Raw genomic sequence first — 26,622 nt, 5'->3', positions numbered from 1 at the left:
CGAAGCTACTAATTACACAGTGGACAGCCCGATGTTCAAGCTAATTCGTCAGGAAATAGACGCGATGATCGCCCGCGATCCAGCGGCACGCTCCCGCTGGGAGATCGCGCTCTGTTATCCGGCGTTCCATGCAATCATGGGATATCGCGGCACAAACTGGCTGTGGAAGCGCGGTTTTCGTATAACCGCACGCTTCCTGTCTCAGATTTTGCGCTGGCTGACCGGGATCGAAATTCACCCCGGCGCGACCATCGGCAAACGCTTCTTTATTGATCATGGCATGGGTGTTGTGATTGGCGAAACCGCCGAAATCGGCGATGACGTTACCCTCTATCAGGGGGTTACCCTTGGTGGGACATCGCCCAGCGTCAATAGCGATGGCCAGCGTGGCCTGAAACGTCACCCGACGCTTGAAGATGGGGTGATTGTCGGTTCCGGCGCGCAAATCCTTGGTCCGTTCATTGTTCGCAAAAATGCACGTGTTGGCGGCAACGCCGTCGTGCTCTCCGAAGTCCCCGAAGGCGCAACAGTGGTCGGTATTCCGGCCAAGATCGTCCGTCGGGAAAAGGACGACCGTTTCTGTGCCTATGGTACGCCGCTGGGCGATCTGCCCGATCCGGTTGCGCGCGCGCTTGAAGAACTGGGCCGCGAAGTCCAGACGTTGCGCAATCAGGTTGCCGCCCTTGAAGCCGACAGGGCAGGTACAGCCGCGGGTGCCGATACACCGGCAAAGCCGCGGATTGTCGCGGCATCAGAGTAATATTTGTAACCGTCCCAATCGGGCGGAGACAGGTTCGGGCATCAAATAGACATGTTGATCGCCCATAAAGGAAATACAGAGCTTGTGATCTTTGCCCGACAGTTCGGGCCTTGATCGACAGGTAGGAGGACGCACCGTGAAGCTGAGTACAAAAGGCCGCTATGCCGTAATGGCGATGGTCGATCTCGCTGATAGCAGCAGGGACCGGCCGGTCGCGCTTGCCGATATTGCGGACCGTCAGGAAATATCCCTGTCCTATCTGGAACAGCTTTTTGGCAAATTGCGCAAAGGCGGACTTGTCCGATCTGTCCGGGGTCCGGGTGGCGGTTATCTTCTGGCCCGCACGGCCGAGGAAACCCGCGTTGCCGATGTTATTCTGGCTGTTGACGAACCGATCCGCGCAACCCGCTGCAAATCGGGCTCGCCAAAGGGCTGCAAGGCCAATCAGGGCCGCTGTCTGACCCATGAATTGTGGGAAGAACTCGGCAACCAGATTTATCTTTATCTGGCCTCTGTCAGTCTGGCTGATGTTGTGGATCGTCGTGTTCCGGGCGGGGCACGCATGTTCGAGCCCAGAACCACGAAAATCAAAGAGCCGAGCCAGGTTGCGGCCCAGTAACTTGTCCTCTATATCGAGGGTAGATCAGAAAATGCGAATAAGGATGATTATAAACAGATGACCAACCCGGTTTACCTTGATTACAACGCCAGCGCGCCACTGTGCCACGAAGCACGGCAGGCGATGCTTGTGGCGATGGAAATCGCGGGCAACCCGTCATCTGTTCATGCATCCGGTCGTGCAGCCCGCAAGATTGTCGATCACGCCCGTCGTAAAATTGCCGATCTGATCGGTGGCGATGCCGAACGTGTGATTTTCACAAGCGGCGGTACCGAGGCCAACAATCTGGCCCTGAACGGTTTGGAAGATGTCACCGTATTTACCAGTGCGGTCGAACATCCTTCGGTGATCGAAGCCCGGTCGGATGCGAAACGCATCCCGGTTGATGCCGATGGCGTCATTGATCTGGCCGCCCTTGAAACCATGCTGCGTGCGGCATCCGATGCCGGGCAGAAGGTTCTGGTTTCGGTGATGCTGGCCAACAATGAAACCGGCGTTATTCAGCCGGTCGCCAAAGTCGGCCTTCTGGCCCGTGAATATGGCGCAAAGGTCCATTGTGACGCGGTTCAGGCCTTGGGTCGTCTGCCGGTCGATATGGGCCAGCTTCTGGTCGATATGGTGTCGATTTCGGCCCACAAGATCGGCGGCCCCAAAGGGATTGGTGCCCTGGCGATTGCGCCCGGCGTGATGCTGGTGCCGCAGATCCGCGGTGGCGGTCAGGAAAAATACCGCCGTGGCGGCACGGAAAACGTGATCGGTATCGCAGGCTTTGGTGCTGCGGCCGAACGCGCCGACGCCAGCCGGGCGAAAATGGACGATGTCCGTGCGTTGCGCGACCGTCTGGAAACGGTTTTGGCATCAGAAGCCCCCGAACTTCTGATTGCCGGAAAAGGAACGGATCGACTGGTCAATACCAGCTGCCTGATCCTGCCGGGCATGCCGGGGGAAACCCAGGTGATGGCGCTTGATCTTGCAGGGGTTGCGATCAGTTCGGGATCAGCCTGTTCATCAGGCAAGGTACGTGAAAGCCACGTATTGAAGGAAATGGGGGTTACGGATGCCGGATCGGCCATACGGGTCAGTCTGGGACTGGAAACCACCGATGAAGAGATTGATACATTTATCCGCGTTTGGAGCCGGATGCGGGGCAATGCAGTGCGTAAGAAAAGTGCGCGCCACGCGGCCTGAAAAAGAGTGAGTGAGGAAGCCTTAATTATGAACGAGCTTAAAGCAAAGCCGATCTATCTGGATTACCAGGCAACGACGCCGACCGATCCGCGTGTGGTGGATGCCATGCTGCCCTACTTCACCGAGAAGTTCGGTAACCCGCATTCGCGCAACCACAGCTTTGGCTGGGAAGCGGAAGACGCGGTCGAGGTCGCACGCGACCAGGTCGCCAAGATCATTGGCGCCTCGTCCAAAGAGATCATTTTCACCTCGGGTGCGACGGAATCGAACAACCTTGCGCTCAAGGGCGTGATGAAGTTCTACGGCAAGAAAAAGCCGCACCTGATCACGGTCGTGACCGAACATAAATGCGTGCTCGACAGTGCCCGTCACCTTGAACAGGAAGGTTTCAAAGTAACCTATCTTGGCGTCAAGGATAACGGCCTGATCGACCTTGAACAGCTGAAAGCCGCGATCACCGATGAAACCGCGATTGTGTCGGTCATGGCGGTCAACAACGAAATCGGCGTGATCCAGCCGCTGAAAGAAATCGGCGAAATTTGCCGCGAACGCGGTGTGTTCTTCCACACCGACTGCGCGCAGGCGGTTGGCAAGATTCCGCTTGATGTCGATGACATGAAAATCGACCTGATGTCGATTTCCGGCCACAAGATTTATGGCCCGAAAGGCATTGGTGCGCTGTATGTCCGCCGTCGTCCGCGCGTTCGCGTCATCGCACAGATCACCGGTGGTGGTCAGGAACGCGGCATGCGTTCCGGTACGCTGCCGACCCCGCTGATCGTCGGTCTGGGCAAGGCATGCGACATCGCCATGAACGAAATGGCCGAAGAAAATGCCCGCATCATGGAGCTGCGGGACTACACCATGAAACGTTTCCGGGATCGCCTGGCCGATATCTATGTCAATGGCGACGAGCAACAGCGCGTTGCGGGCAACCTCAATGTTTCCTTTGCCTATGTCGAAGGCGAAAGCCTTCTGATGGACATCAAGAACATTGCGGTGTCGTCCGGTTCGGCCTGCACCTCGGCATCGCTGGAACCGTCTTATGTTCTGCGTGCGCTCGGTGTTGACGAAGAACTCGCCCATACCTCGCTTCGCATCGGTATTGGCCGTTATACGACCCGTGAAGAGCTCGATCAGGCGATTGATTCGATCTGTGTCGCTGTCGAACGCCTTCGCGAAATGAGCCCGCTTTGGGAAATGGCCCAGGAAGGCATCGACATCAAGTCGATCGAGTGGGCTGAACACTAAGCGTAACGAACTATTCCTTCTCGTGAGAGAGAAACAGGACTTTTAGGAGGACTTTTACCATGGCTTATAGTGAAAAGCTGATCGACCATTACGAAAACCCGCGCAATGTCGGTTCGATGGACAAGAACGAAACGTCTGTCGGTACCGGTCTGGTCGGCGCACCGGCCTGTGGCGACGTCATGAAATTGCAGATCAAAGTGACCGCCGACGGGATCATCGAAGATGCAAAGTTCAAGACGTTCGGTTGCGGTTCGGCCATCGCGTCAAGCTCGCTGATCACCGAATGGGTCAAGGGCAAGTCGCTTGACGAAGCCGGTTCGATCAAGAACTCGCAGATCGCCGAAGAACTGGCTCTGCCGCCGGTGAAGATTCACTGCTCGATCCTGGCAGAAGATGCCATCAAGGCAGCGATTGCCGACTACAAGACCAAAAACGGTCAGGGCGAAGTCGAAGCTGCTGAATAAGCAGCTTCGACCCCCTTCGTTTTAGGGAATTCAGGAGAAGACTATGGCATTACCGTCCCCGATCAGTGTCACCCCTGAGGCGCTTGTTCATATCAAGGCGTTGCTTGATAGCCGCGGAAAACCATCCGAAGGCATCCGCCTTGGCGTGCGCAGCAAAGGGTGCTCGGGTCTGTCCTACACGCTTGAATATGCAGATGATGCATCGGGCTTCGAAGAAGTCGTCGAGCTTGAGGACGGCGTTAAGCTTCTGATTGACCCCAAGGCCATCATGTTCGTGCTCGGCACCGAGATGGATTACGAGGTCACCAGTCTGGAAGAAGGCTTCGTCTTCCGTAACCCCAATGAAAAGGGACGTTGCGGCTGCGGGGAATCCTTCCACGTCTGACGGTCTGCCGGGTTTTCCCTGCTTCTTGATCGGTCATGGCCCCGGTGATGGATGTTCTGATGGACGTTCCGATCACCGGGGCCATCGACTGAAAGCAGCCCCGGTCGTCGTTATTTTGTCGTTCTGTCATTTGTTTTTAAATCTTGAAAGTGCATAGCGTGAGCAATACCGGTACCTCAGAAACGCGCACCGCAGAACAGCCGCAGCATAAAGTCTGCTGGTCCTGCAAGGGCCCGGTCGAGGCATCAGCCCTGTTTTGCGATACCTGCAATGCCATCCAGCCCCCCGGCCAGCTTGACCATTTCACGCGCTTTGGCCTGGAACGCACCTTCATCATCGATGTCGATGCGATAGAGGCTACCTACCTTAAGCAGCAGCAACTGCTCCATCCCGACCGCTTCGCATCGAAATCCGCCCGCGAACAGGCATTGTCATCCCAGCAGGCGGCAACCCTGAATGGCGCGTTCGAAACCCTTAAAAATCCTGTGGCGCGTGCGGAATATCTTCTGCGCCTGGCCGGTCACGAACCCGAAGGCGGGGAGGGGCACACGGTCAACGATCCGGAGCTTCTGATGGAAGCCATGGAAATGCGCGAAGCCCTGCATGATGCCGATGATCGCAATACGGTCGACGCCATGATCAAGGATACCCGAAAGGCCGCCCGGGCATGTGAGCAGGACGTTGCCGAGGCACTTGACCAGAACGCCTATGACCGGGCCAGAAAACTGACAACCCGGCTCAGATACCTGATGAAAATGACCGAGGAAGCGCGCGCGAAGAAATCGCGTCTTGCCGCCGCCTGATCATTTAAAAAGAACGGATAGAATTCATGGCTTTGCTAAAGATCCACGAACCGGGCCAGACGCCGCTGCCCCACGAAGATGAACGCCAGCTTGCCGTTGGCATCGATCTGGGCACGACGAATTCCGTCGTCGCGATCTCGAACGATGAAAAACCCGAGGTGCTCCGCGATACATCCGGCGGCAATGCCATCGTGCCGTCCGTCGTCTATTATGGCGCGGGTGCCGATCCGGTGGTGGGCGAGGCGGCCCGTGATCAGATCAATGATAATGCCGACCGCGTCGTATCGTCGGTCAAACGCCTGATGGGGCGTGGCATAGCCGATGTCAAATCGATTGCCGGCACGCTGCCCTATCATGTCGAAGTCCCGGCCGAGGACGCCACCCCATCGGGCGAACCGATGATGGTGCGCCTTAATGTCGGCGACCGCGTCCTGACCCCGGTGGAGGTTTCCGCCGATATCCTGCGTGCGCTTCGTGCGCGCGCCGAGGAAAGCCTTGGCAAGCCGGTCGAAAAGGCGGTGATCACCGTTCCGGCCTATTTCGATGATGGTGCCCGCACCGCGACCAAGGACGCCGCCCGTCTGGCCGGGATCGAAGTCCTGCGTCTGGTGAACGAGCCAACCGCAGCCGCCCTTGCCTATGGCCTCGATAACGGCGCAGAAGGCCTTTATGCCGTCTACGATCTTGGCGGCGGCACGTTCGATATTTCCCTGCTTAAAATGCAAAAGGGCGTCTTCCAGGTGAAGGCAACCGGCGGTGATGCGGCCCTTGGCGGGGATGATTTCGATCACGCCATTGCCGAACATCTGCTGGCGGAACGTGAAAGTGGCGGCACCACCGATGATCTTGATGCGTCGGATGCCAAACGCCTGCTTAAAACCGCCCGCAAGGTCAAAGAGGCGCTTACCGATGCTGATGAAACCAGCGTCACCGTCTCGCTTGGCGGCGCGGAAACCATCCATACGGTCACCCGTGCCGCGTTCGATGCGATGATTGCCAAACTGGTATCGCGCACGATTGCGATTACCGAACAGGTCCTTGATGACGCCGATATTCTGGCCGATGACGTCAAGGGTGTCGTGCTGGTTGGCGGTTCGACCCGTGTGCCTGCCGTCCGCCGTGCGGTCGCCGATCTGTTTGAACAGGACCCGCTTTCCGATATCGACCCGGACGAAGTCGTCGCCCTTGGCGCCGCCCTTCAGGCAGAGGCTTTGACGGGTGGCTCGGATAACCTTCTGCTCGACGTGACACCCTTGTCGCTCGGCCTTGAAACCATGGGCGGGATTGTCGAAAAGGTCATTGACCGCAATACCCCGATCCCGGTCGCCAAGGCACAGGAATTCACCACCTATCAGGATGGCCAATCAGCCATGATGATCCATGTGGTGCAGGGCGAACGCGAAATGGTTGATCAGTGCCGCTCGCTTGCGCGCTTCGCCCTGACCGGCATTCCGTCAATGGCGGCTGGTGCTGCACGTATCAAGGTGACGTTCAATGTCGATGCCGACGGTCTTTTAACTGTTTCGGCGCGCGAAGAAACCACCGGCACCGAACAGGAAGTCGCCGTCAAGCCGACCTATGGCATCAATGAACTTGAAATGGCCAACATGCTGCGCGAAAGCATGGTTCATGCCCGCGAGGATATGGAAATGCGCCTCCTGACCGAGGCACGGGTTGAAGCACGCCGCAATGTGCTGGCCGTGCAGGCCGCAATGAATGCCGACCGTGCGCTTCTGACGCCGGAGGACGAAGACAATATTTCGGCCGCGATTGCCAAACTCGAAGCCGCCATGTCGGGCGAGGATCGCGACCTTATCAACGAACAGGCCGAGGCCCTGGAAGACGCATCGCGTCCCTTTGCCGAGGCCCGTATGGACGCCCGCATCCGTCAGGCCCTTGCCGGTCGCAATGTCGATCAGGTGAATTAGAGGTCAGACATAATTGACAAACCGGCCAACTGCGGCGATTGTCCCGTGCAACCGCCAAGGTCAGGTCGGACCAGAGATCGAACGAAAAAGTATTACCGAGGAGAAAGGCACAGATGCCTAAGATCGTTTTTGTTGAACCCGATGGCACCGAAAAGGAATTTGACGTTGCCGACGGTCTGTCCGTTCTGGAAGCTGCCCACAAGAATGGCATCGACCTTGAAGGTGCCTGCGAAGGATCACTGGCTTGCTCGACCTGCCATGTCGTTGTTGACGATAGCTGGTTTGACAGGCTTGACGAGCCAAGCGAAGACGAGGAAGACATGCTCGACCTCGCATTCGGCCTGACCGAGACCTCGCGCCTTGGCTGCCAGATCATCATGAGCGACGAGCTCGACGGGCTTCGCGTCATGCTGCCGTCTGCCACGCGCAACATGATGGTCGACAAGTAACACCAAGATTTCCGCCCCGTTAATCCGCCCAAGCCAAAAGGGGGACACCCATGCGCTGGACAGATATTCAGGATATCGCGATCGAGCTTGAAGAAGCCCATCCCGACAAGGATAACGTCAATCTGCGGTATACCGATCTGCATAAATGGATCTGTGAGCTTGACGGCTTCGACGACGATCCCGCGAAATCAAACGAGAAGATCCTCGAAGCCATCCAGATGGCATGGATCGATGAACGCGACGATTAGGATTTCTGCCTTGCCGTCATTCCCGCCTGCGCCGTGAGGGGCTTTCCAGCCTTTCGTCACTCCCGCGAAAGCGGGAGTCCATGGTGCTGCGGGTTCGGTGGCTGGTTTTGAGGCTGTGGCACGAAGGTCTGGATACCCGCGTTCGCGGGTATGACGATTTTCAGGGGGAGGTCTATCCATCCGCTCGTCATTCCCGCGAAAGCGGGAATCCAGACAGCAGAACCCGCATCGATACAAACCAGCCCGGACCCTTCCGCAGGCTGGCTTTGTTTTATCCGTATTTTGGCATCACCACGGGCAGGGGCTTTGACAACCATGACCGACACCTTCACCGATATCATCCCGGCCCAAAGCCTGTTTGGCCGTCTGCGCGCCAACGCCCCCGATGCATGGCAAAGCTATGTCTGCCACGACTTCGTCAAGCAGCTTGGCAACGGAACCCTGCCCGAAGCCGCGTTCAAACACTACCTCATTCAGGATTACCTGTTCCTGATCCAGTTTGCGCGCGCCTATGCGCTTGCGACCTACAAGGCCGATGATCTGCACGCCATGCGCCAGTTTTCCGGCACGGTCCATGCGATCCTTGATATGGAAATGAGCCTTCATCTCGACTTCTGCAAAGGCTGGGGCCTGTCTGAGGCCGATATCGTGGCCGAACCCGAAGCCCGCGCCTGCATCACCTATACCCGTTATGTGCTCGATTGCGGCGCGCGGGGTGATGTGGTTGATCTTCAGGTCGCCCTGATGCCCTGTATGGTTGGCTATGCCGAAATCGCAAACCGCCTGATGGCAAGTTCTGATACAAGGCTCGATGGAAATCCGTACCGCCCCTGGATCGAGATGTATGCCTCGACCGAATTCCAGGACGTGGCAAAGGCCGAAATCGATCTTCTGGAACATACCGTGCAAACCCGCGGGGGGGATGCAAGGATCAAGGGGTTGACGGAAATCTTTGCCAAGGCAAGCCGCCTTGAAGCCGATTTCTGGCAGATGGGGCTTGATCTGGCAAAATAGGCGCAGATGCCTTATATGTGCCCCAACATGAATTCACGGGTGGTTTGAGCGCCACCCATCGCTATTTTACATCAACTTCTTGTCGCCGCGGCCTTGACCCGCGGATGGGTGGGAAAAATGAACTCTCTTGGCTTTGACAAAGCCCCGAAAGATACCCGCGTGGTTGTTGCCATGTCGGGCGGGGTCGATAGCTCCGCCGTTGCGGCCCTTCTGAAGTCCGAAGGCTATGACGTGGTCGGCATTACCCTTCAGCTTTACGATATGGGGGCCAATGCGCCGTCACGCGCCAAATCCTGCTGTGCCGGGCGCGATATCTATGATGCGCGCAAGGTGGCCGAGGATATCGACATTCCCTATTACGTGCTCGATTACGAATCACGCTTCCGCGAAGAAGTGATCGACGATTTCGCCGACAGCTATATGCGCGGCGAAACCCCGATCCCGTGCGTGAAATGCAATCAGACGGTCAAATTCCGCGATCTGCTCGAAACCGCACATGACCTAGGTGCGGATTGCATGGCGACGGGCCATTACGTGCAGCGCAAACTCGGTGCCAACGGTCATGCCGAACTGCACCGTGCGGCCGATCCCAATCGCGATCAAAGCTATTTCCTGTTCACCACGACCCAGGAACAGCTCGATTTCCTGCGTTTCCCGCTGGGCCATCTGATGAGCAAGGCCGAAACCCGTGCGCTTGCCGCCAAATTCGGCCTTGAAGTGGCGGACAAGCCCGACAGTCAGGACATCTGCTTTGTCCCGGATGGCAAATATGCCCGTCTGGTCGAAAAGCTCCGCCCCGAAGCCGGTGAACCGGGCCAGATCGTTGATCTGGATGGCAATGTGCTGGGCGATCATCGCGGCCTGATCCATTACACCATCGGCCAGCGGCGCGGTCTTAACATCGGTGGCACCGCAGAACCGCTTTATGTCGTCAAACTCCTGCCCGAAACCCGGCAGGTGGTGGTCGGCCCGAAATCGGCCCTTGCGATCCAGATGGTCTATGTCAAGGAACTGAACTGGCTTGATGGTGACGCGATTGACCCGAACGGGGTCGAGGTCGAGGTCAAACTCCGCTCCGCCATGGCACCAGCCCCGGCGACCATCTACCCCGAAGGGCCGGGTGCGGCCCGCATCGAACTGCACGACCCGCAGTTTGGTATCGCACCGGGGCAGGCGGGCGTTTTCTATTCTGGCGACCGGGTAATGGGCGGCGGCTGGATCACCCGTCAGGAACTTCTGGCGGCACATGCGTCGACGGCGGCCTGATCGGCGGCTCGATCATCAATAAGGCGGGCAGGCGGGGCATTTGCTCACCTGCCGGTTTTGCGGATATCTTTTTTCCGCAAAACACCAAAAAGGCGCTTGACGGGGGCGGTTCCCTGACGTAAAAACCGCCCCGTTCCGGCGCTTACGGAACCCGCAGAATACATACGCTATATATACTCTGTGGCCGAGTAGCTCAGCTGGTTAGAGCAGCGGAATCATAATCCGCGTGTCGGGGGTTCAAGTCCCTCCTCGGCTACCAATTAAAAACCCCCTCATGGCTCCGCCTGAGGGGGTTTTTAATTGGCACCCTCGGAGAGGGCTTTAACCCCCTGGTTCGCGAGAAAGCGAGGCACGCAGCTTTCGAGAGACATCGCCCACCGGGCGATGGTCCGCCGGGCAAAGCCCAAGGATAAAAAGCAGCCCAAAGGCTGATTTTTACAATTCCCTCCGGTTTGTTTACCTGAGCGGTGATTTTGGTTTCTGAAAATTAAATAAACCTGTCCCCATTTTTTGTCCCATCAGGGAGGGGAAGTGATGTTCAAACAGCAAGTTTCAGATGCAGACGCCACCATTGAAATGAAGAAGCATTCTCGCCTCGCGACAGAACCTTTGATCAACTACTCTGCTGGTCAAATTTACGACACCCCAGAATTTTTCTTCACTCGGCGAAAAGGAATTCTCTTTTGTGTCGTCAGTTCTAGAGCGCGCAACATCGAACAAAGCCAAACATCTTGCCCACACAACGTACAGCTCAAAAACCTCCTTGTAATAATCCGCACCAGAGCTGCCAATCGCCGTAATATCTCCATCATAGTCCATGCAAATTTTTCGATCATAAGAATGGCTTCTGGCCTTTTTTACTTGCATGTCTTGAACCAAGGAGAGCAAAGACTGCAAAAAGGGATCTTCCTGATATCTCGCCACATTTTGAATTCTGTCGACCAAATCAAGTGGCCAATCGAGTTCGGTGAGCTCGGCTCTATTTACGCGCCGACATTCTGTCAAGATAGCGTCTTTGACCGACACGAGAGCGTCATCTCTACTGCGGCAGACATCTATTATCTCGTTCAAAATATGCGCCAAAGGTATCCGGTCGACCTTGGCCATATTTCGACGCTGTTGAAGCTTCTCCTCTCTTTGAGCCTTCAACTCGTCCTGCTGTCGCATCCATCCGCTATATGCGATCAGAGCGGTAACTACGATACCTACTGCGCTAATCAAAGGCCCTGCAATATCAGCCAAACTCATAGAGTTTGGCGACAGGTCTATTCGATTGACAGCTCCAACAATCACCAAAAAGAAAAATACGATCAACCCGCCCAAGCAGGCAGCAAAGGCGTAGAGAGCAATAAATGTTCCCCATGGTTTATATTCATTCATGCTCATTACTCTCTAAATCGCTACTGCCGGAAAAATAAACACATCCTTCGGGCAAATGCATCATGAACCATTGCCTGATTATAGTCCTCTCCGTTGATCAAGATCGCTTGAGGAACGCCTTATGAGCAAACGTGCCAGGGGAGAAAAGCAGGGGAGAAAAGGGACAGATTTATTTTCCATCTGAACCCGCCACGATATTCTTGCGCGGGCGGCCCGGTCCTCTTTGTTCAAGACGTTTGCCGATGATCCGGGCAATTTCATCGACGAATTTTTGCCTGACGGGTTTTTTTAATTGGTTTCCTTGGATCGGGCTTGCCCCCGTGGGTTCGCGAGAAAGCGAGGCACGCAGCTTTCGAGAGATGTGACGCGCAACGGTCCGCAGGGCTTCGCCCAAGGATAAAAAGCAGCCCAAAGGCTGGTTTTTACAATTCGCAAATTCACTACCTGTCTTCCTCAAAGTTAACAGCACTATTAAGTCCATGCGGGAGTTGTCTCCCTTAAATAGGTATGCTTCTCTTTGGTATCTTTAGTGGTTTATTTTTGACCTAATTAAATTTAAGCTATAAAAATTAAGTATATCTAATGTTTGGTTTTCACAGGAATCTGGGATTTAGGGGTAAATTGTGTTTCATCCGCTGCCTAACGGACATGGAATTCCTGACGAACTGATCAAAGAACCTTTGTTCCATCTCAGCGCCGATGGCGTTGTGGGGTTAACCCAAGCGCAGGTATCAGGCATTAATGCCGGAATAGCATCAGGTGGGAGCCTATTACTTGTTGCTCCGACTTCTAGTGGCAAAACGATGGTCGGGCTTGTTGCTGCATCGACTTGGTTGAGGGGAGGAGATGGCCTCTCACAACAAGTGGTCTATTTGGTGACCCACAGGGCACTTGCGCGCCAAAAATTCAATGAGCTCAAAAGCCCTAAATATTTAGAAATATTTGATATTGAGAAGGAGGAGCTTGTTCTAGCTACGGGTGATCAAGTAGTTGATGCCGGTGGTGTAGCAGTGAATGATCCTCTTTCTGGTCGTTTTATAATTGCTACTTATGAGAAGTACCTTGCGCTATTGGCTGGGTCAGGGCATCGCCGTGATATGGCTAATATTTGTATTGTTGCGGATGAGATTCAAATCCTTGGAGACACTCATCGTGGCCGCGCTGTCGAGGTTTTGCTTACAATTATCCGAAGTGCTCAATGTGGACAGTTTGTTGGTTTATCAGCTGTTCTTTGTAAACGTGACAGCGAAGCAATTAGCTCATGGCTGGGAGTTCAGCTCGTCGTAGAAGAATTTCGAGAGATTCCCCTTACTTTTGAATTAAGAACTCAAGGAAATACTCACGAATGGAGCACGGATGGCGGAGATGAAGTCCTCTCACTTGAAGCGCGTTCAACAGATACTGTTGAGGTGCTCAATGAATTGGCATCTGACGCTGAATCTCATTTTCCCGTTGCTGTTTTTTGTATGACCAAGCGCCGGATCAGCGATTTAATAAGAGCATGGGAAAGAAACTGTCCAGAATCAGATGCAAAGTTGGATTTTGAATTTGAGGAGTTAACCTCGTCATCAGTAATACTTGCAAGTTCTCTACCTAAAGGTTTCGGGATACATACAGCGGACTTGATCGACACTGAGCGAGAAATAGTTGAGAGGCGGCTTGAGAACGATCAGCTACCTATTGTTTTTGCAACAACAACACTCGCTCAAGGTCTTAATTTCTCTTTCAAAACTGTCATTTTTGATCGGTGGACTCGCTTTATATTCGAGCGGAGAGTAGACGAGCCTATTTCTTATAGTGACTTTCACAATATAGCTGGACGAGCTGGACGAATGGGACTGCAGGATCGGGGGCGTGTAATTTTTTCTGCCCAAAATACCGCAGAGTCTAGGGCCGCATCGAGATATTTAACAGCTGAAATTCCCCAATTACACGTTGGATATATTGATGTCTCTGACTTTGAAGCTATCGCCCTGCAGCTGATTTCTGCAGGATTGGCCACTTGCAGGAACGACTTGTTTACCTTCTTGTCGGAGAGCCTAACGGGATATCTCGCAAAGGATAATATCAAAGGTGTAGAGGACGAGTGGATTAGAAAGCTTGATAGTACTTTAGACAGATTGCGGGACTGGGGGTTCCTCCAATGACGGTTAACTTAAATGTAACTGAACTTGGTCGAGTAGTGGCGCGGTCAGGGTTGCTGCCGGAGACTGCAAGGTATTTCATCGAGTTCCTAATCTCTCGTAGAGATGATTTATTAAGTCTACTTCCTCGAGCTGTCGACGCGGTTCAAATTTTTGACGAACAGATTGATGAAGCCACATTGTCGGAATCCGAAAGAGCATTAAGCTTTGTAGTCTCTCATCTTGTTTTTTCATCTCCTGAGTACAGTGAAACTACAACCCCTGCGCAGCGCTTCATTCCATTTATGCTTAGCAGTACCAGAAGAGAGCCGGGAAATATTCATACAATCGACCAAATTCTTGTTCAACGTTGGGACAGAGATTTAGGTGCTGTCAATGCAACCGAGCTCTCTTTGGATTTTTCGCAGGGGGTTTCTCTTTCTGAGCTGGAAGGTCGATTTGAAGGTCTGACTTCGGGAATGATTCATGGTCTTCTGAGGGATCATGTCGCTCATCTTAAAGGACTGGCTGACATTATCGATGTGCTATCTGGGGGGCAAATTTCCCGAGATGACCCGAATGTTTCCGAGCTGATTGTAAATGATGAACATCGGATACTTTTGAGAAGAGTGGTTCGGCATATTCGTGTTCAGATTATGCAATTAGTTCATGGAGTTCCCGAGGATGTCATGTGGATGAGGGAATTAAAAAAGGAAAATGGTAGCCGTTTGATGAGCCGAGCAATGGTCCTATCACTTCGCAATAATGGTTTGATAACTCTTGAAGATATACTCGATGGGGGAAAGAAGAATAAATTCCACTCAGCAATGAATGCCGTCGGAGCAAGCGATGTACAGCGGGATCAAATTCGTTCTGCGACCGAAGCTCAACGTAGAGACCGTACAAAGGCATTGCTTGATAGAATTCAGGCACAGTTACCGCAATGTGATAATCTTGTATCCCAACTGTTTGGTAGTCGCGGGCAAGACTATGAGAGCTATCTTAATGATTGCTTTGAGTGCATTGGCATTAAAGTGATGCAACGAGATATGGAAGGCGGAGTACCTCGTTTCCCTGACTTCGTTTTATCGTTCGGTGACGGTGGTGAGCAAGATTGTATTGTACTTGAATGTAAATCAAAGGATAACGGCGGAGAAGTGGCTCTGGGGGAGGCTACGGATGTTGGGGGGAAAGCGGTTACGCACGGTTTGAATAGAATGCCGATGGTAACAGTTTGTCAGCCGTATGTTTCAACAGATGTATCGAGACATTTGAAGACGAGTAACGATCTTTCGGTTGTGAACGCTGAAGATTTAGCTTGGGCTTTAGCTGCACTAAAACAAGAAAAGATAACTATTCAGCGATTTAAAGGGTGGCTGACAACTCCGGGGCAGCCAAAGATCGACGATCTTTTCGGATGATGATTTGTTTCCTTCCCAAACCCCCTCGGCGCACACCCCATCACCCGCTTGAACGCCGTACTGAACGCACTTTCAGACTCATACCCCACCGACAGGGCAATTTCCGAAATCGGCAACCCGGAATGGGTCAGGCGATCCCCCGCAAGCAGCATCCGCCAGCGGGTCAGATAGGCCATCGGCGGGACGCTAACAACATCGCGGAACCGGGCGGCAAAGGCCGAGCGTGACATGCCCGCATGGCGGGCCAGTTCCTTAAGCGTCCAGGGATGGGCGGGGTCCCCATGAATGCAGGCAATCGCGGTTGCGATCTGTTTATCCGATAGTGCTGCAAACCAGTCGGGGATGTCGGGCGCGTTTTGCCCGGTCCTATCACTTTGGCCGCTGGCTTGCTGCGCATTGCTCAGATGCAGCCGAAGGGCCTGCACCAGCACCGTATGCGCCAGATGTTGCAACACCAGAAAACCGCCCGGTTGCGGATTGCGCAATTCCTGCATGATCCGTTCGACCGACCAGCGCAGGCTGGCTTCATCCTGATCATTTTCAATCCGCACAATCGGCGGCAGGGCCGCCATCAGCATGTCGGCATGCGGGCCTGAAAGGACAAAGCGGCTGCTGACGATAAAGCATTCGCCGCCGCCATTATGCTTAACGATCCCACCGCTTTGGGCCTTGGCAAAGACCAGCGGCGCATCAACGGGCGGGCAATCAGGATCGCTTGCCAGAAAGAAGGTCCGCCCGCGCGGCAGGACAAAGGAATTTCCCGCCGTCAACAGCATCGGACCCGCAAGGTCTTCGACGCTGACATAACATTGCCCGGAAACGATGGTGCCGCATTTGATGGAATTGGCCTGATCGGCAAAACGGATGGCCCAGGGACCGGCGGCGTCAAACCCGGCCGACATGTAATTGCGCGGCTTAAGCAGCGACAGGATATCGGAAAGCGGATCCATGGGATGGGGAGTCTCCTTTTGGACGATTGCGAAAGTAATATGGATTATAGCGCATGGATCGTCCAGTCACCATCGCCTATCGTTTGCTCATTGATCATGTGCAATGTGAAGTGGAGAACGGAATTGCGTATTTTTGTAACCGGGGCGAGTGGCTTTGTCGGATCGGCGGTGGTGGAAAAGCTGATCGCGGCCGGGCATGAGGTTTTGGCGCTCGCACGGTCCGATGCGTCGGCATGTGCGCTTCTGGCGGTCGGGGCTTTGGTGCATCGCGGTGATCTTGATGATCGCCAAAGCCTGCGTGCCGGGGCGCTCGTGGCCGACGGGATCATTCACACCGCGTTTAATCACGACTTTTCGCGCTACGCCCAAAGCTGTGCCGAGGATGCGGAGGTGATCGCCGCCCTTGGTGATGCGATTGCGGGCACGCAAAAGCCGCTTGTCGTGACCTCTGGCCTCGGGCTTCTGGCCGGCGGGATGCAGGTGACGGAGCAGGACATGCCCGATTTCGGGCCAAACGCCATGCCCCGCGTCGCGACCGAACGCGCTGTGGCCGGCCTTGTCGGGCAGGGGCTTAATGTTTCGCTCATGCGCCTGCCGCCCTCGGTGCATGGAAGGGGCGATCATGGCTTTGTGCCGATCCTGATTGGCATTGCACGCCAGACCGGCGTTTCGGCCTATATCGGCGATGGCAACAATGCCTGGCCCGCCGTGCATCGCCTTGACGCCGCACGCGCCTATGTCCGCGCGGTAGAGGTCGCGATGCCGGGAAGCGTCTATCACGCCGTTGCCGAAACCGGCATCGCCTTTCGCGAGATCGCCGGGGTGATTGGCAAACGGCTGGGTATTCCTACCGTATCCAAAACCCCCGATGAGGCCGCCGATCATTTCGGCTGGTTCACCCATTTCGCCAAACTCGATTGCCCGGCGGCAAGTGACATCACGCGTCGGCAATTGGGGTGGTCCCCGACAGAGACCGGATTGCTCGCCGATATGAAAACGGCCGGATATTTTGAGCCGTAAGCACAAAAAAGGACCGACAGATTTCGGTCCTTTTGCTTTTGCCCGATGGATCAGGAGCCGTCGCTTTCTGCGACCAATTGCTTTTCTTCGGGTACCGGGTCTTCCTGTTTAAGCACCGGGATAAGTGTAACTGCCGCACCGGTATATTCAAACTGGTCGTCTTCGGGGTCGGATGCGGAATTGATCATTTCAGCAATAAGAACCCCCAATAATCCGCCTTGTGAACCAGCACTTCTGCGGTTGGCTTGGCTGACATTATAGGGGCTGACGATCTGAACGGTTTGTTGATAGCCGTTTTTAGCGCACGTGACGCTGAACTGACGTGTTTGACTGCCATAAAGCGGGACACGGATCGCATGTGGTGTGACGACCGATGCGGTAAAATATTCGTGTTTGAGTTCGCAATTCGCCCCGGTAATTTCGGGGGCAGCTGTCCATGTGTCGCCACCTTCGGAGTTGAAGGTGCGAATCTCGATGGTTTGCTCACCCTTATATTTTTCTGAAAGACTTTTGTAATGGTCGTTTTCGATATTGACCATTGTCACCGATGAAACCCCGCCAAGCGGCGACAGTTTTTGCTGTGCACAACCTGCAAAAGATAGGGCTGCCAGAAAAATGACAGCAAGTTTGGCGAAACGTGTTCCTACGTTCATCCCAATCCCCCTCGTTAGGACAATTACGAGAGTAACCTCGTACTCTTACTCGCCAAAAATTTACTCAGCCCCCCTTCGCAAGGCTGTGATGGTCGTCACGTTCATTATGGTTTTCTGGCTAAAAACGGGCGGGCGGGGCAAGATGCCGCTGCCTCACCTTTTCAACTTTGACGCGCACAATCGCTGGCCGGGCCGCCATCAACATTTCGGCATGTTGCCTCGAAAGGGCGGGCAACGCCGGCCCTCAACACCGGACCCAAACCCCGAAGCCCCACGATCACCAAAACCCGGACAAATTCCGGGCCTTCCCCAACCTCGCCAACCTCGTCACCCGACCACCATCGGGCTCCCGGCCCACGTCGCTCACCTTCCGGCCACGGCAGCAACGTGCCGCTCTGGCCTCCAGACAAAGCTCGGGCTTGCGCCAAGCTCACCAACAAACGGTTTTCGGGCACACGGTCCTCGCACTTGTCAGCCCTGTCCATCTTCGACGGGGCATGGCTTGCTGCTGCTGCCATTGCCATCCTTCCGGCCTTGGCGACATTTCCGCCAACCGGTGAAGCCCGGACACATTTCGGGCGTCCGTCAGTTTGCCCCGCAGACGGATTTCGGGCGCACGGCCCCCACCTGTCCATCGTCGGCGGGTGATCGCCCGCTGCCGCTCCTGCTGCCATTGCCGCCGCTCCCGGCGAATTTAACGCTCCCTTGCCAAAAAGACGCACCTCTCCCGTCATGACAAATGACCGGGTTAGCCCCCTTAATCCTCGGGCAGAACGCCGCCGTAATGGCTCCGCCATCCCCCGATCAATATCCTGCGGGGCACCCCGCCGCCCGCTCTGTGTATTTGTCCCTGCATCCCGATCACCTTTTTCATCCGCTCCCAAACGCAAAAACCCGCAAGGCACAAGGCCTTGCGGGTTTCGGTCCGGGTGCATTTCTCCCGTTGACTTTTATTTTATGCCACAAACAAAAGAACAAATCAAGAACTTTTTCATGAAATTTTATATGCGGCTGGAAACGGGAATCTGGGGGAAAGGATTTGATTTTATCGACCATCCGATAAAAACTGTTTCCAATATTGTGTTACATGGCTTTTGCAGCGAGAAATGACATTGATCAACCCTTATAAAGATTTGAAACAGGAACGTTTCTGGCGGTACGGGGTTGCGCTTTCTGACCCGCGCAATGTTGCCAATATTCATGCGCCGAAATGGGGAATTGCGCCGGACGATACGGTTGTGACGATGGGCAGTTGCTTTGCCCAGCATATTGCAACATGGCTGCGCGAACGTGATCTGAATGTTCCGTTCTTTGATACCGATGACAATATCAAATCGCGGAATTTCTCGGCCAATTACGGCAATATCTATACGGTCAGGCAGGCCCTGCAACTGACTGCGGAAATCGCCGGGCTGCGGCGCTGCTCCGATACGGCCTGGCAGGCGCAAGATGGTTTTGTCGATCCGCTGCGCCCCAATGTGTTTGTGGCACCGGTGGCCAGCGGTGATGCGATTGGTGAATTGCGCAAAGCCCATCTCAAGGCGGTCGAGAAGGCATTTACCGATCTTGATATTCTCGTTTTCACCCTTGGTCTGACTGAGGCATGGCAGGTGAATGCCTGTGGCACGGTTCTTCCGGTCGCGCCCGGCGTTGCGGGCGGAGATTTTGATCCGCTCAAATACAGTTTTGTAAACTTCACCTATCCTGAAATACGTGCCGACCTTGAACAGTTTTGCACGGCAATCCGGGAAATGCGCGGGGGGCGGGATTTCAAGCTGATCCTGACGGTGTCGCCAGTACCTTTGACCGCGACTTATGAAGAACGGCACATCCTGCAATCCACAACCTATTCCAAGGCAGTGTTGCGTGCTGTTGCCGGGGATTTTGCATCGGAAAACGGGTTTGCCGATTATTTTCCGTCGTTCGAGATCATCAATAATCCGGCCGCCAGAAGCAGCTTTTTCGAAGACAATCTCCGATCCGTAAAATCCGATGCGGTCGAAACTGTCATGACCCATTTCATGACATGCTACTTTCCCGATGGCATCGTGCGAAATCAGGACAGCACCGCCGCCAAAGAAGAATTGCCGCTCGCAAATAACAAGCGCGCCTCAACAACGGTTCCAAAATCAATGGATGCCGATTGCGAGGAAGAAATGCTCGAAGGGTTTGCCAACCGGCAATATGAAAACGGGGGGGATGGCAAGGACGTTATTGTCGCGTTCGGTGACAGCCATTTGACGGGATGCAGCCAGATGATCGATCAATATGATCGGCAGGGAAAATTTGCCTTTGCCCCGATCCGGCTTCTTGCCAACAATCCTCATCGCGAAATAAATATCCATCGTTTCAGGACATTTGTGTTCCGAAAGGAACATTTCAACTTCAAAGATTTTTTTGTCCAGAATCCGCAGGATCTGGTTCTGGTCGGGGTGGGGTTGTTTGGCGATAACATCATCCGTGCACACGGGGAGATGAAACCTGAAATCAAGGGCGCGGGCGGCAGCGATATTACACCGTCCCTGCCGTGTCTGGATGCAGTCACGCCTGAGCTGGTAAAGATGTATGTCCAGAAAATCACGCCCAATCTTGTCTTCGGCATGCAGCTTGAAAAGCTGACCGCCTATAAACGGATATTCTGGATCGTTTCGCCTGACATGCCCGAACAAACTGCACGCTTTCGGTTGGGGGATCACTTTGTCGATGGTGGTTATTACAATGTCCACAAACGGGCATACACAGAGGCATTTAAAATGCTCGCCCATAATCTGGGCAGGACAAAATTCATTCTCCATCCCTGGCCGGACCTTTGTAACGAAACCGGCTTTACCAAAAACGACTTCGCTGGGAGTGACAATCTGACCAATATTCACGTTAACAAGGATTATTACGAATATGCGGTCACACGGTTAATGGAACTGATGAAAGCGGATTAGGTTCGGGGCTTTCGCTGGCGTGCGTGGCGTGTGTGGTGCGCGATCAGCCGACCGTCAGTCACGGCAAGAATGGTTTCTGATATTTGCGCCGATCTGGCTTGTGCCGGTATTCCTGTGATGCGAGTATCACGGACGCATTCGCAAACGACGCGGGATTTGGAATGAAGATCGCAATTCTTGACGACTATCTCGACAGCATTTTTCATCTGCCGTGCTATGAAAAACTGGCCGGGCATGACGTGACCATCCTCACGCAGAAATATGATGATCCGGCCGATCTGGCGGGCGCAATTGGCGATGCGGAGGCGGTCGTGCTGTTTCGCGAACGCACCAAAATCACCGATGAATTGCTGGCACATTTGCCGGGGGTAAAGCTGATCAGTCAGCGCAGTGCCTATCCGCATATCGATGTCGATGCCTGCACCAAACGCGGCGTGTTGCTCTGTTCAAAACAGGGGGCAGGCAAGGCACCATCCTATGCGGCGGCTGAAATGACATGGGCGCTGATCATGGCATCGGCCCGCCAGATCGTCGAACAGAATGCATCGCTCAAAGCAGGCCAATGGCAGATGGGAATCGGCAAGACATTGCGCGGGCGAACCCTCGGTATCCTTGGATATGGCAAGATTTCGCGCGTGGTGGCGGGCTATGCCAGGGCGTTCGGGATGAATGTGCTGGTCTGGGCGTCCGAGGCATCGCGCAAGGCTGCTACTGAGGACGGCCTTGATGTCGCCGCATCGCGCGAGGCATTCTTTGCCACGCCCGATATCGTCACGGTGCATATGCGTCTGACGTCGGAAACGCGCGGTACGATTACCGCCGATGATCTCGCCCGGATGCGGCCCGACAGCCTGTTTGTCAACACATCGCGGGCCGGGTTGGTGGCACCGGGCGCGCTTCTGGCGGCCCTTGATGCCGGACGTCCGGGGAAGGCGGCGGTGGATGTGCTTGATACCGAACCCCTGATCGACGCCGATGACCGGTTTGCCAACCATCCCAACGTGCTGGCGACCCCGCATGTCGGCTTTGTTACCGAGGATGAACTGGACATGCAGTTTGGCGATATTTTCGATCAGGTTGTGGCCTATGCCAACGGCGATCCGATCCACATGATCAACCCCGAGGTCTGGCAGGTAGGCAAAGCCAAACCGGCATAGGTTGGCAAACGGTCGCCCGCGATATCGTCAGGCGACCGTTTTTTGTTCATGCCTTGGCCGCGGCTTTGGCGGCTCTGGCCTTTGCTCCGGGCAGGCGGGCAAATATCGTGATATTGCCAAGGAAGATCATCACAAGCCCCGTCGCCCCAATCGGCGTCCAGACATAGCCTTCAAGGAAGGTTGAAACCGTAAGGGCCACCACCGGGAACAGGACGGTGACATAGGCCGCACGCCCCGCACCGACCCGGTGCACCAGCGCCAGATAGGCAATGAAGGCAACGACCGACCCCGGAATGGCCAGATACAGAAGCCCGCCAATATAGACCGGATCGGTCGGCAGGACCGGCGTCTGACCGCGCAGCAGGGCAAAGATCAGAAGCATGACCGCACCATAAGCCATGCCACGCGCGACCGCATCGCGGTTGGGAATACCCATCGCGTTCAGTTTGACCGAAACCATGTTGCCCATGCTAAACACCGCCGTCCCGCCAAGCGCAAACAGAAGGCCGGTGATGGCATGCGGATTATGCGACAGGGCATAAATCTGATTGGCAAACAGGCACGCAATGCCGCCAAGGCCAAACGCCGCCCCGAAAACAAAGCGAAGACCCGGCCGTTGCCCATAAAAGGCCCAATTGCCAAGCGCATTGAAAATGGTCGAGGTGGTAAAGATCACCGCAACAATCCCCGATGCGATATAGCCGGTTGCGGAATACATCAGGATAAAGTTGATGCCAAATAACCCGCAGCCCAGCAGCACGATCCACGGATGGGCGCGCCACGGAACCGGCCGCCATTTACGCGACAGGATCAGGAAACCGCACAGCACGACAGCGGCCAGCCAAAAGCGATAGAAGATCGACATTTCAATCGGGATCGGCCCGATCTGAAGCTTGATCGCGTACCAGGTAAATCCCCAGCAGGCCGTAACGATCAGAAAAAGCAATGCGGTCATGATAAAGCGGAAACTCCGGTGGCGAGAGGGAGAGAATGATATGTGGGGCATATCCGAAGCCAGTTTATAGACCGTTTTGCGGGGGACGGGCTTTCACGAACTTGCGGTGTTTTTCACAATCTTGCGCAAATCAATGCAGTCCTTCGCACGCCGGGCTTTGCAATATGGTGCTGCAATGCGATGATTGTGCCTTGGAAACAGGACGTGCCGATGTTTGTGCCCAATGGCCGATACCAGAATTTTGAAGTCTACAATCAGCTGATCGGTGATGCCGAACTGCTGAATGCGGGCGATTTTGGCGACAGCATTTCGGCGGCACACTGGCGGCGTAACGCCGATGTCATGACGCGTTATACCGATCCCGACCATCACACCATCAGCCTCTATGTCAATGGTGGTACGGGGATTAAACGCCAGATCGGGACCGATCCATTGACCGGCGGCGGGCCGGGGCGCTGTTGCCTGATGCCGGCCCATCTGACATCGGACTGGGTGGTCAATGGCGAGGTCGAGCTGTTCCACCTCTATATCCCGCATTCCGCGTGGGAACGCGCGGTGGTCGAGGCATTTGATTTTGAACCCAACGCCGTTGAGGTTCCTGAAAAGACATTCTTCCTTGATCCCCTGATCGAGCAGACAATCCGCCATGCGATGTTGCCGCTGGACTGGAGTGCACCGGCGGACCGCATGGCAATGTCGAGTGCTGGGCAGATGCTGATGGGGCATATGCTGCGCAGCTATTCGTCGAAACGCGATCTGGAATTCCGGGTGCGCGGCGGCCTGTCTCCGCAAATCAGACGCCGGGTGTTTGATTTTATCGAGGCCAATCTGGATCAGCCGTTGTCACTCGAACAGATTTCAGCCGAGGCAGGGCTTTCGCCCTATCACTTTGCGCGCATGTTCCGCCAATCGGTGGGCGAGGCACCGCATAAATATGTTCTGCGCCGCCGGATCGAGGCCGCCAAACGGATGCTGCGCGATCCGGCATTGTCGGTTGCTGATATCGCGCTCGCCACCGGTTTTTCAAGCCAGGCCCATCTGACCACGCGGTTCAGCAGCTTTACCGGGTTGACCCCGGCAAAGTTCCGAAGCGTCGCCCGGTAGCGGCGGGGGCGGCGATGTGCTTCTGCCCGCAGACAAGCGATGGCGTTGCGAAACTGCGGAATAATGGGATTGGGCTTTATGCGTTGCCGGCAAAGGGCAAGGCATTTGGTCTGCCAAGCAGATATCCTTGCACATAATCCACGCCGTGATTGGTCAGGAAATCAAGTTCGCCCTGGCGTTCTATCCCTTCTGCGACGACGTCAATGTCGAGTTGCTTGGCCAGATCGATCAGCTTGCTGACGATGGCCTGTTTGTATTTATCCTGATCAACATGGTCGATCAGTTCACGGTCGATTTTAATGATGTCGGGTTGCAGTTGCGGCAACATGTTCAGGGTAGAATAGCCCGATCCGACATCGTCCAGTGCAACCCGAAAACCTGAATCGCGATAGGATTTCAGGATCGCGCCAAGATGTTCAATACTGCGGACTTTTTCGGTTTCGATAACTTCAAAGACAACATTGTTGCGATCCAACCCGCATTCCGACACCACATCAATCGTTGTGCGCAGGCAGGAATCCGGATCGTAGATCGAACTTGGCGTGAAGTTGATAAACAGATTTCCCGAAATCCCCGCCTTGTGCGCGTTACGGACATTTGCAGCCCGGGCTGCCCGGTCAAGCTGGAACAGCAGATCGGCTGATTGGGCCGCGCCGAATAGTTTATCTGGTGTGATGACATTGCCGGTTTTATCGGTCCCGCGGATCAGGCATTCATGGGCATAGGGTTTTGTGATGTTTCCAACGGCAAAAATCGGTTGGAAAACGGAATTCAGGCGATTTTCCCGCAGCATATCGCCAAGCCATTCCGCGCCGATCTGTGCGCGTATGGCGCCAAGCGACGTGACGCGCGCAATGTCGTCAAGTTGGGGTTCCCTATTGCCGGGCATGACCAGCGCCTTGGTATCGGCGATTTCTTCGGGCAGCAGATTTTCGGAAATCGCATCAATCATCGGGCGCAGACCCGGACGTACATAATCAAGACAAAGCGTTGCAACGGATGTGCTTTTTTCTGCGGAGTGCCCGGACTTCTTGATATTGGCAAGAATTTTCCCGGTTGTATGTGCGACAGGAGGCCAAAGATAAAGGCGGCCTTCGCTTGGGGCCATTTCCGGTATTTGGTCGCACTTCTCGCAGAAGGTCAAAATCGTCTCCGCTTTTTGGTTTTCCAGATCACCCGAAGGTTCATCATCTTGTAAGATAATGGCTTCCTTCATTAAAGCATATGGGATTTGGGTGTGGCAAAAAAAGCCTGAATGTCGGTCGAGGTCGTACCTGCCTGCCAAATATGATCGGATTTTACGCACATTCGACGGCGGCCAATTTCTGATTTTGCGTCCCCGATAGGTCAAAGATCATTTCCCGGTTGATTACAAGTTTCAGCGTCTGGAATTAAAATTTTCAATTAAGCTTTTGATTTTTAATAATTTTTACAAGTTGAAAAATAGATTGACAAGATTGATCAGAGGTATCTAAAATTTCAAACAAACTAAAATATCAATTAATGGCAAAATGCCAATCCAACGGGAGGACTTCCATAATGAAATTTACTGCGAAAACACTCGGAATCTGTGCTGTACTTGCCGGGGCGCTTGCTGTGGGCATGCCTGCGACGGCTGCAACGACGCTTCGTATCGGAACGGTTCTGGCGCCAAATGACCCGATGGGGCTGGGGCTTGAGAAGTTCAAGCTTGATGTCGAAAAAGCCACCAATGGCGACGTTATTATCGAGGTTTTCCACAATTCCCAGCTGGGTGACACCACCGAAATGATCGATCAGGCGCGTGCGGGTGCCGCGATTGGAACGGTTACCGATGTCGCCCGTCTTTCAAGTTTCGTTCCGTCGCTGGCGATCATGTCGGCACCATTCCTGTTTGATACCTATGAGCAGGCCGATAAATTTGCCCTTTCGGATGAATATATCGCCTGGGGTGATGAACTTCGCGAGAAATCCGGTCTCGTGATGATTGCATCGAACTGGTATCAGGGGGCGCGCCACGCCCTGACACAGAAACCGGTGAAAAGTCCGGCCGATCTTGCCGGTGTTCGCATGCGGACAATCGGTGCGCCTGTGTGGATTGAAACCATCCGCGCAATGGGTGCCGAACCGACCCCGATTGCATGGGGCGAAGTATACACCGCCCTTCAGCTTGGCACGATTGACGGTGCCGAAGCCCAGCCGACCGCAATCTGGAATGCCAAACTTTACGAAGTGATCAAGAATGTGACCAAAACCGGCCATATCCAGCTCGTGACCGCGCTGGTTGTTGGTGCCGAGGCATGGGATGAAATCTCTCCTGAAAATCAGAAGATTGTACGCGATCTTGCGGTCGAGGACGGTCGTTATGCGTCGCAGCTAACCATCGAGCTTGGCGAAAAGGCCCTTGAAGATGTTGCCGCAAGCGGGGTTGAGGTCAGCGAAGTTGACCTTGCACCATTCAAGGAAGCTGTAAAGCCGGTTTACAAGCAGCTTGATCTCGAAGCCGAGGCCGCTATCGTCAATAAAGTTCTCGGTCGCTGATTTTCCGGTAACGGTAAACGTGCCTTGC

The 26,622-nt window shown here is 54.6% G+C and carries 25 protein-coding genes and 1 tRNA gene; 20 read left to right on the top strand and 6 right to left on the bottom strand.

The features are described 5' to 3' along the window. Window positions 1–31 precede the first annotated feature (31 nt). From cysE to ABIE64_RS17495, 13 genes are all read left to right on the top strand, one after another. Window positions 32–760: a serine O-acetyltransferase gene (gene cysE / locus ABIE64_RS17555; RefSeq protein ID WP_037988060.1), complete on the top strand. Its 729-nt coding sequence runs from the start codon at window positions 32–34 to the stop codon at window positions 758–760. 136 nt (window positions 761–896) lie between these two features. Beyond that, complete coding sequence (locus ABIE64_RS17550) at window positions 897–1,379, top strand: Rrf2 family transcriptional regulator (RefSeq protein ID WP_063095783.1); 483 nt, start codon at window positions 897–899, stop codon at window positions 1,377–1,379. Window positions 1,380–1,436: 57 nt separating this feature from the next. Beyond that, on the top strand, window positions 1,437–2,567 hold the full coding sequence (locus tag ABIE64_RS17545) for a cysteine desulfurase family protein (RefSeq protein WP_354378120.1): 1,131 nt from the start codon (window positions 1,437–1,439) through the stop codon (window positions 2,565–2,567). Window positions 2,568–2,594: 27 nt separating this feature from the next. Further along, window positions 2,595–3,818: an IscS subfamily cysteine desulfurase gene (locus ABIE64_RS17540; protein ID WP_007091927.1), complete on the top strand. Its 1,224-nt coding sequence runs from the start codon at window positions 2,595–2,597 to the stop codon at window positions 3,816–3,818. A gap of 59 nt (window positions 3,819–3,877) precedes the next feature. Then, window positions 3,878–4,282, top strand: coding sequence for a Fe-S cluster assembly scaffold IscU (gene iscU, locus ABIE64_RS17535; protein ID WP_007091926.1), 405 nt, complete (start codon window positions 3,878–3,880; stop codon window positions 4,280–4,282). A gap of 43 nt (window positions 4,283–4,325) precedes the next feature. Continuing rightward, on the top strand, window positions 4,326–4,667 hold the full coding sequence (locus tag ABIE64_RS17530) for a HesB/IscA family protein (RefSeq protein WP_007091925.1): 342 nt from the start codon (window positions 4,326–4,328) through the stop codon (window positions 4,665–4,667). A 158-nt stretch (window positions 4,668–4,825) separates the two neighbouring features. Further along, a complete protein-coding gene (hscB, locus tag ABIE64_RS17525) occupies window positions 4,826–5,470 on the top strand; it encodes a Fe-S protein assembly co-chaperone HscB (protein ID WP_354378119.1) in 645 nt (214 codons plus the stop codon). Window positions 5,471–5,496: 26 nt separating this feature from the next. After that, complete coding sequence (gene hscA / locus ABIE64_RS17520; RefSeq protein WP_354378118.1) at window positions 5,497–7,398, top strand: Fe-S protein assembly chaperone HscA; 1,902 nt, start codon at window positions 5,497–5,499, stop codon at window positions 7,396–7,398. A gap of 113 nt (window positions 7,399–7,511) precedes the next feature. After that, window positions 7,512–7,847 (top strand): ferredoxin family 2Fe-2S iron-sulfur cluster binding protein, encoded by a 336-nt coding sequence (locus ABIE64_RS17515; protein WP_007091922.1) that lies wholly within the window; start codon window positions 7,512–7,514, stop codon window positions 7,845–7,847. 50 nt (window positions 7,848–7,897) lie between these two features. Beyond that, entirely contained in the window at window positions 7,898–8,095 is a 198-nt protein-coding gene (iscX, locus tag ABIE64_RS17510; protein ID WP_007091921.1) for a Fe-S cluster assembly protein IscX, read from the top strand. 315 nt (window positions 8,096–8,410) lie between these two features. Next, window positions 8,411–9,109 (top strand): thiaminase II, encoded by a 699-nt coding sequence (gene tenA / locus ABIE64_RS17505; protein WP_354378117.1) that lies wholly within the window; start codon window positions 8,411–8,413, stop codon window positions 9,107–9,109. A gap of 117 nt (window positions 9,110–9,226) precedes the next feature. Beyond that, the gene (gene mnmA / locus ABIE64_RS17500) at window positions 9,227–10,375 is read left to right on the top strand and encodes a tRNA 2-thiouridine(34) synthase MnmA (protein WP_354378116.1); all 1,149 of its coding nucleotides are present in this window, start codon (window positions 9,227–9,229) and stop codon (window positions 10,373–10,375) included. Window positions 10,376–10,557: 182 nt separating this feature from the next. Beyond that, a tRNA-Met gene (locus tag ABIE64_RS17495) sits at window positions 10,558–10,634 on the top strand. Window positions 10,635–10,927: 293 nt separating this feature from the next. On the opposite strand, the gene ABIE64_RS17490 is transcribed toward ABIE64_RS17495, so the two are convergent. Together ABIE64_RS17490 and ABIE64_RS17485 are read right to left on the bottom strand one after the other, a co-directional pair. Then, window positions 10,928–11,755, bottom strand: coding sequence for a hypothetical protein (locus tag ABIE64_RS17490; RefSeq protein ID WP_354378115.1), 828 nt, complete (start codon window positions 11,753–11,755; stop codon window positions 10,928–10,930). Between the two features lie 169 nt (window positions 11,756–11,924). Beyond that, complete coding sequence (locus tag ABIE64_RS17485; protein WP_354378114.1) at window positions 11,925–12,236, bottom strand: hypothetical protein; 312 nt, start codon at window positions 12,234–12,236, stop codon at window positions 11,925–11,927. Between the two features lie 142 nt (window positions 12,237–12,378). Here ABIE64_RS17485 and ABIE64_RS17480 point away from each other — a divergent pair, with 142 nt between their 5' ends. After that, a complete protein-coding gene (locus ABIE64_RS17480; protein WP_354378113.1) occupies window positions 12,379–13,902 on the top strand; it encodes a DEAD/DEAH box helicase in 1,524 nt (507 codons plus the stop codon). Continuing rightward, the gene (locus tag ABIE64_RS17475; RefSeq protein WP_354378111.1) at window positions 13,899–15,299 is read left to right on the top strand and encodes a hypothetical protein; all 1,401 of its coding nucleotides are present in this window, start codon (window positions 13,899–13,901) and stop codon (window positions 15,297–15,299) included. The genes ABIE64_RS17480 and ABIE64_RS17475 overlap by 4 nt, the downstream gene beginning before the upstream one ends. Here the strand turns inward: ABIE64_RS17475 and ABIE64_RS17470 are convergent. Further along, the gene (locus tag ABIE64_RS17470; protein WP_354378110.1) at window positions 15,236–16,249 is read right to left on the bottom strand and encodes an AraC family transcriptional regulator; all 1,014 of its coding nucleotides are present in this window, start codon (window positions 16,247–16,249) and stop codon (window positions 15,236–15,238) included. The genes ABIE64_RS17475 and ABIE64_RS17470 overlap by 64 nt on opposite strands. Before the next feature lie 123 nt (window positions 16,250–16,372). Here ABIE64_RS17470 and ABIE64_RS17465 point away from each other — a divergent pair, with 123 nt between their 5' ends. After that, complete coding sequence (locus ABIE64_RS17465; protein ID WP_354378109.1) at window positions 16,373–17,269, top strand: SDR family oxidoreductase; 897 nt, start codon at window positions 16,373–16,375, stop codon at window positions 17,267–17,269. A gap of 50 nt (window positions 17,270–17,319) precedes the next feature. Here ABIE64_RS17465 and ABIE64_RS17460 read toward each other — a convergent pair whose 3' ends face one another. Beyond that, window positions 17,320–17,922 (bottom strand): hypothetical protein, encoded by a 603-nt coding sequence (locus tag ABIE64_RS17460; RefSeq protein WP_354378108.1) that lies wholly within the window; start codon window positions 17,920–17,922, stop codon window positions 17,320–17,322. 1,106 nt (window positions 17,923–19,028) lie between these two features. Here ABIE64_RS17460 and ABIE64_RS17455 point away from each other — a divergent pair. Together ABIE64_RS17455 and ABIE64_RS17450 are read left to right on the top strand one after the other, a co-directional pair. Then, window positions 19,029–20,858 (top strand): GSCFA domain-containing protein, encoded by a 1,830-nt coding sequence (locus ABIE64_RS17455; RefSeq protein WP_354378107.1) that lies wholly within the window; start codon window positions 19,029–19,031, stop codon window positions 20,856–20,858. A gap of 161 nt (window positions 20,859–21,019) precedes the next feature. Then, window positions 21,020–22,015: a D-2-hydroxyacid dehydrogenase family protein gene (locus tag ABIE64_RS17450; RefSeq protein ID WP_354378106.1), complete on the top strand. Its 996-nt coding sequence runs from the start codon at window positions 21,020–21,022 to the stop codon at window positions 22,013–22,015. 46 nt (window positions 22,016–22,061) lie between these two features. On the opposite strand, the gene ABIE64_RS17445 is transcribed toward ABIE64_RS17450, so the two are convergent. After that, window positions 22,062–22,970 (bottom strand): DMT family transporter, encoded by a 909-nt coding sequence (locus tag ABIE64_RS17445; protein ID WP_354378105.1) that lies wholly within the window; start codon window positions 22,968–22,970, stop codon window positions 22,062–22,064. 210 nt (window positions 22,971–23,180) lie between these two features. Here ABIE64_RS17445 and ABIE64_RS17440 point away from each other — a divergent pair, with 210 nt between their 5' ends. Further along, window positions 23,181–24,074 carry a helix-turn-helix domain-containing protein gene (locus ABIE64_RS17440; protein ID WP_354378104.1) on the top strand — a complete coding sequence of 298 codons (894 nt, stop codon included), beginning with the start codon at window positions 23,181–23,183 and terminating at the stop codon, window positions 24,072–24,074. Between the two features lie 76 nt (window positions 24,075–24,150). Here ABIE64_RS17440 and ABIE64_RS17435 read toward each other — a convergent pair whose 3' ends face one another. Next, window positions 24,151–25,182, bottom strand: coding sequence for an EAL domain-containing protein (locus ABIE64_RS17435; RefSeq protein ID WP_071241284.1), 1,032 nt, complete (start codon window positions 25,180–25,182; stop codon window positions 24,151–24,153). 431 nt (window positions 25,183–25,613) lie between these two features. Between ABIE64_RS17435 and ABIE64_RS17430 the strand changes: the two genes are divergently transcribed. Continuing rightward, the gene (locus ABIE64_RS17430) at window positions 25,614–26,594 is read left to right on the top strand and encodes a C4-dicarboxylate TRAP transporter substrate-binding protein (RefSeq protein WP_071241232.1); all 981 of its coding nucleotides are present in this window, start codon (window positions 25,614–25,616) and stop codon (window positions 26,592–26,594) included. Window positions 26,595–26,622 lie beyond the last annotated feature (28 nt).

Source organism: Thalassospira sp. MBR-102, from assembly GCF_040549275.1.
In the GTDB taxonomy this organism is placed as follows: Bacteria; Pseudomonadota; Alphaproteobacteria; order Rhodospirillales; family Thalassospiraceae; genus Thalassospira; species Thalassospira xiamenensis.
Note: the sequence above shows the minus strand (reverse complement) of the source record. Positions and strands in the feature narration are given on the sequence as shown.

Bases quoted from the DNA above. Each gene is read 5' to 3' on its own strand.
- cysE (WP_037988060.1), top strand. From the start codon at position 32: ATGTTCAAGCTAATTCGTCAGGAAATAGACGCGATGATCGCCCGCGAT.
- ABIE64_RS17545 (WP_354378120.1), top strand. From the start codon at position 1,437: ATGACCAACCCGGTTTACCTTGATTACAACGCCAGCGCGCCACTGTGC.
- ABIE64_RS17540 (WP_007091927.1), top strand. From the start codon at position 2,595: ATGAACGAGCTTAAAGCAAAGCCGATCTATCTGGATTACCAGGCAACG.
- iscU (WP_007091926.1), top strand. From the start codon at position 3,878: ATGGCTTATAGTGAAAAGCTGATCGACCATTACGAAAACCCGCGCAAT.
- ABIE64_RS17530 (WP_007091925.1), top strand. From the start codon at position 4,326: ATGGCATTACCGTCCCCGATCAGTGTCACCCCTGAGGCGCTTGTTCAT.
- hscA (WP_354378118.1), top strand. From the start codon at position 5,497: ATGGCTTTGCTAAAGATCCACGAACCGGGCCAGACGCCGCTGCCCCAC.
- ABIE64_RS17515 (WP_007091922.1), top strand. From the start codon at position 7,512: ATGCCTAAGATCGTTTTTGTTGAACCCGATGGCACCGAAAAGGAATTT.
- iscX (WP_007091921.1), top strand. From the start codon at position 7,898: ATGCGCTGGACAGATATTCAGGATATCGCGATCGAGCTTGAAGAAGCC.
- tenA (WP_354378117.1), top strand. From the start codon at position 8,411: ATGACCGACACCTTCACCGATATCATCCCGGCCCAAAGCCTGTTTGGC.
- mnmA (WP_354378116.1), top strand. From the start codon at position 9,227: ATGAACTCTCTTGGCTTTGACAAAGCCCCGAAAGATACCCGCGTGGTT.
- ABIE64_RS17490 (WP_354378115.1), bottom strand. From the start codon at position 11,755: ATGAATGAATATAAACCATGGGGAACATTTATTGCTCTCTACGCCTTT.
- ABIE64_RS17485 (WP_354378114.1), bottom strand. From the start codon at position 12,236: ATGGACTTAATAGTGCTGTTAACTTTGAGGAAGACAGGTAGTGAATTT.
- ABIE64_RS17475 (WP_354378111.1), top strand. From the start codon at position 13,899: ATGACGGTTAACTTAAATGTAACTGAACTTGGTCGAGTAGTGGCGCGG.
- ABIE64_RS17470 (WP_354378110.1), bottom strand. From the start codon at position 16,249: ATGGATCCGCTTTCCGATATCCTGTCGCTGCTTAAGCCGCGCAATTAC.
- ABIE64_RS17460 (WP_354378108.1), bottom strand. From the start codon at position 17,922: ATGAACGTAGGAACACGTTTCGCCAAACTTGCTGTCATTTTTCTGGCA.
- ABIE64_RS17455 (WP_354378107.1), top strand. From the start codon at position 19,029: ATGACATTGATCAACCCTTATAAAGATTTGAAACAGGAACGTTTCTGG.
- ABIE64_RS17450 (WP_354378106.1), top strand. From the start codon at position 21,020: ATGAAGATCGCAATTCTTGACGACTATCTCGACAGCATTTTTCATCTG.
- ABIE64_RS17445 (WP_354378105.1), bottom strand. From the start codon at position 22,970: ATGACCGCATTGCTTTTTCTGATCGTTACGGCCTGCTGGGGATTTACC.
- ABIE64_RS17440 (WP_354378104.1), top strand. From the start codon at position 23,181: ATGTTTGTGCCCAATGGCCGATACCAGAATTTTGAAGTCTACAATCAG.
- ABIE64_RS17435 (WP_071241284.1), bottom strand. From the start codon at position 25,182: ATGGCCCCAAGCGAAGGCCGCCTTTATCTTTGGCCTCCTGTCGCACAT.
- ABIE64_RS17430 (WP_071241232.1), top strand. From the start codon at position 25,614: ATGAAATTTACTGCGAAAACACTCGGAATCTGTGCTGTACTTGCCGGG.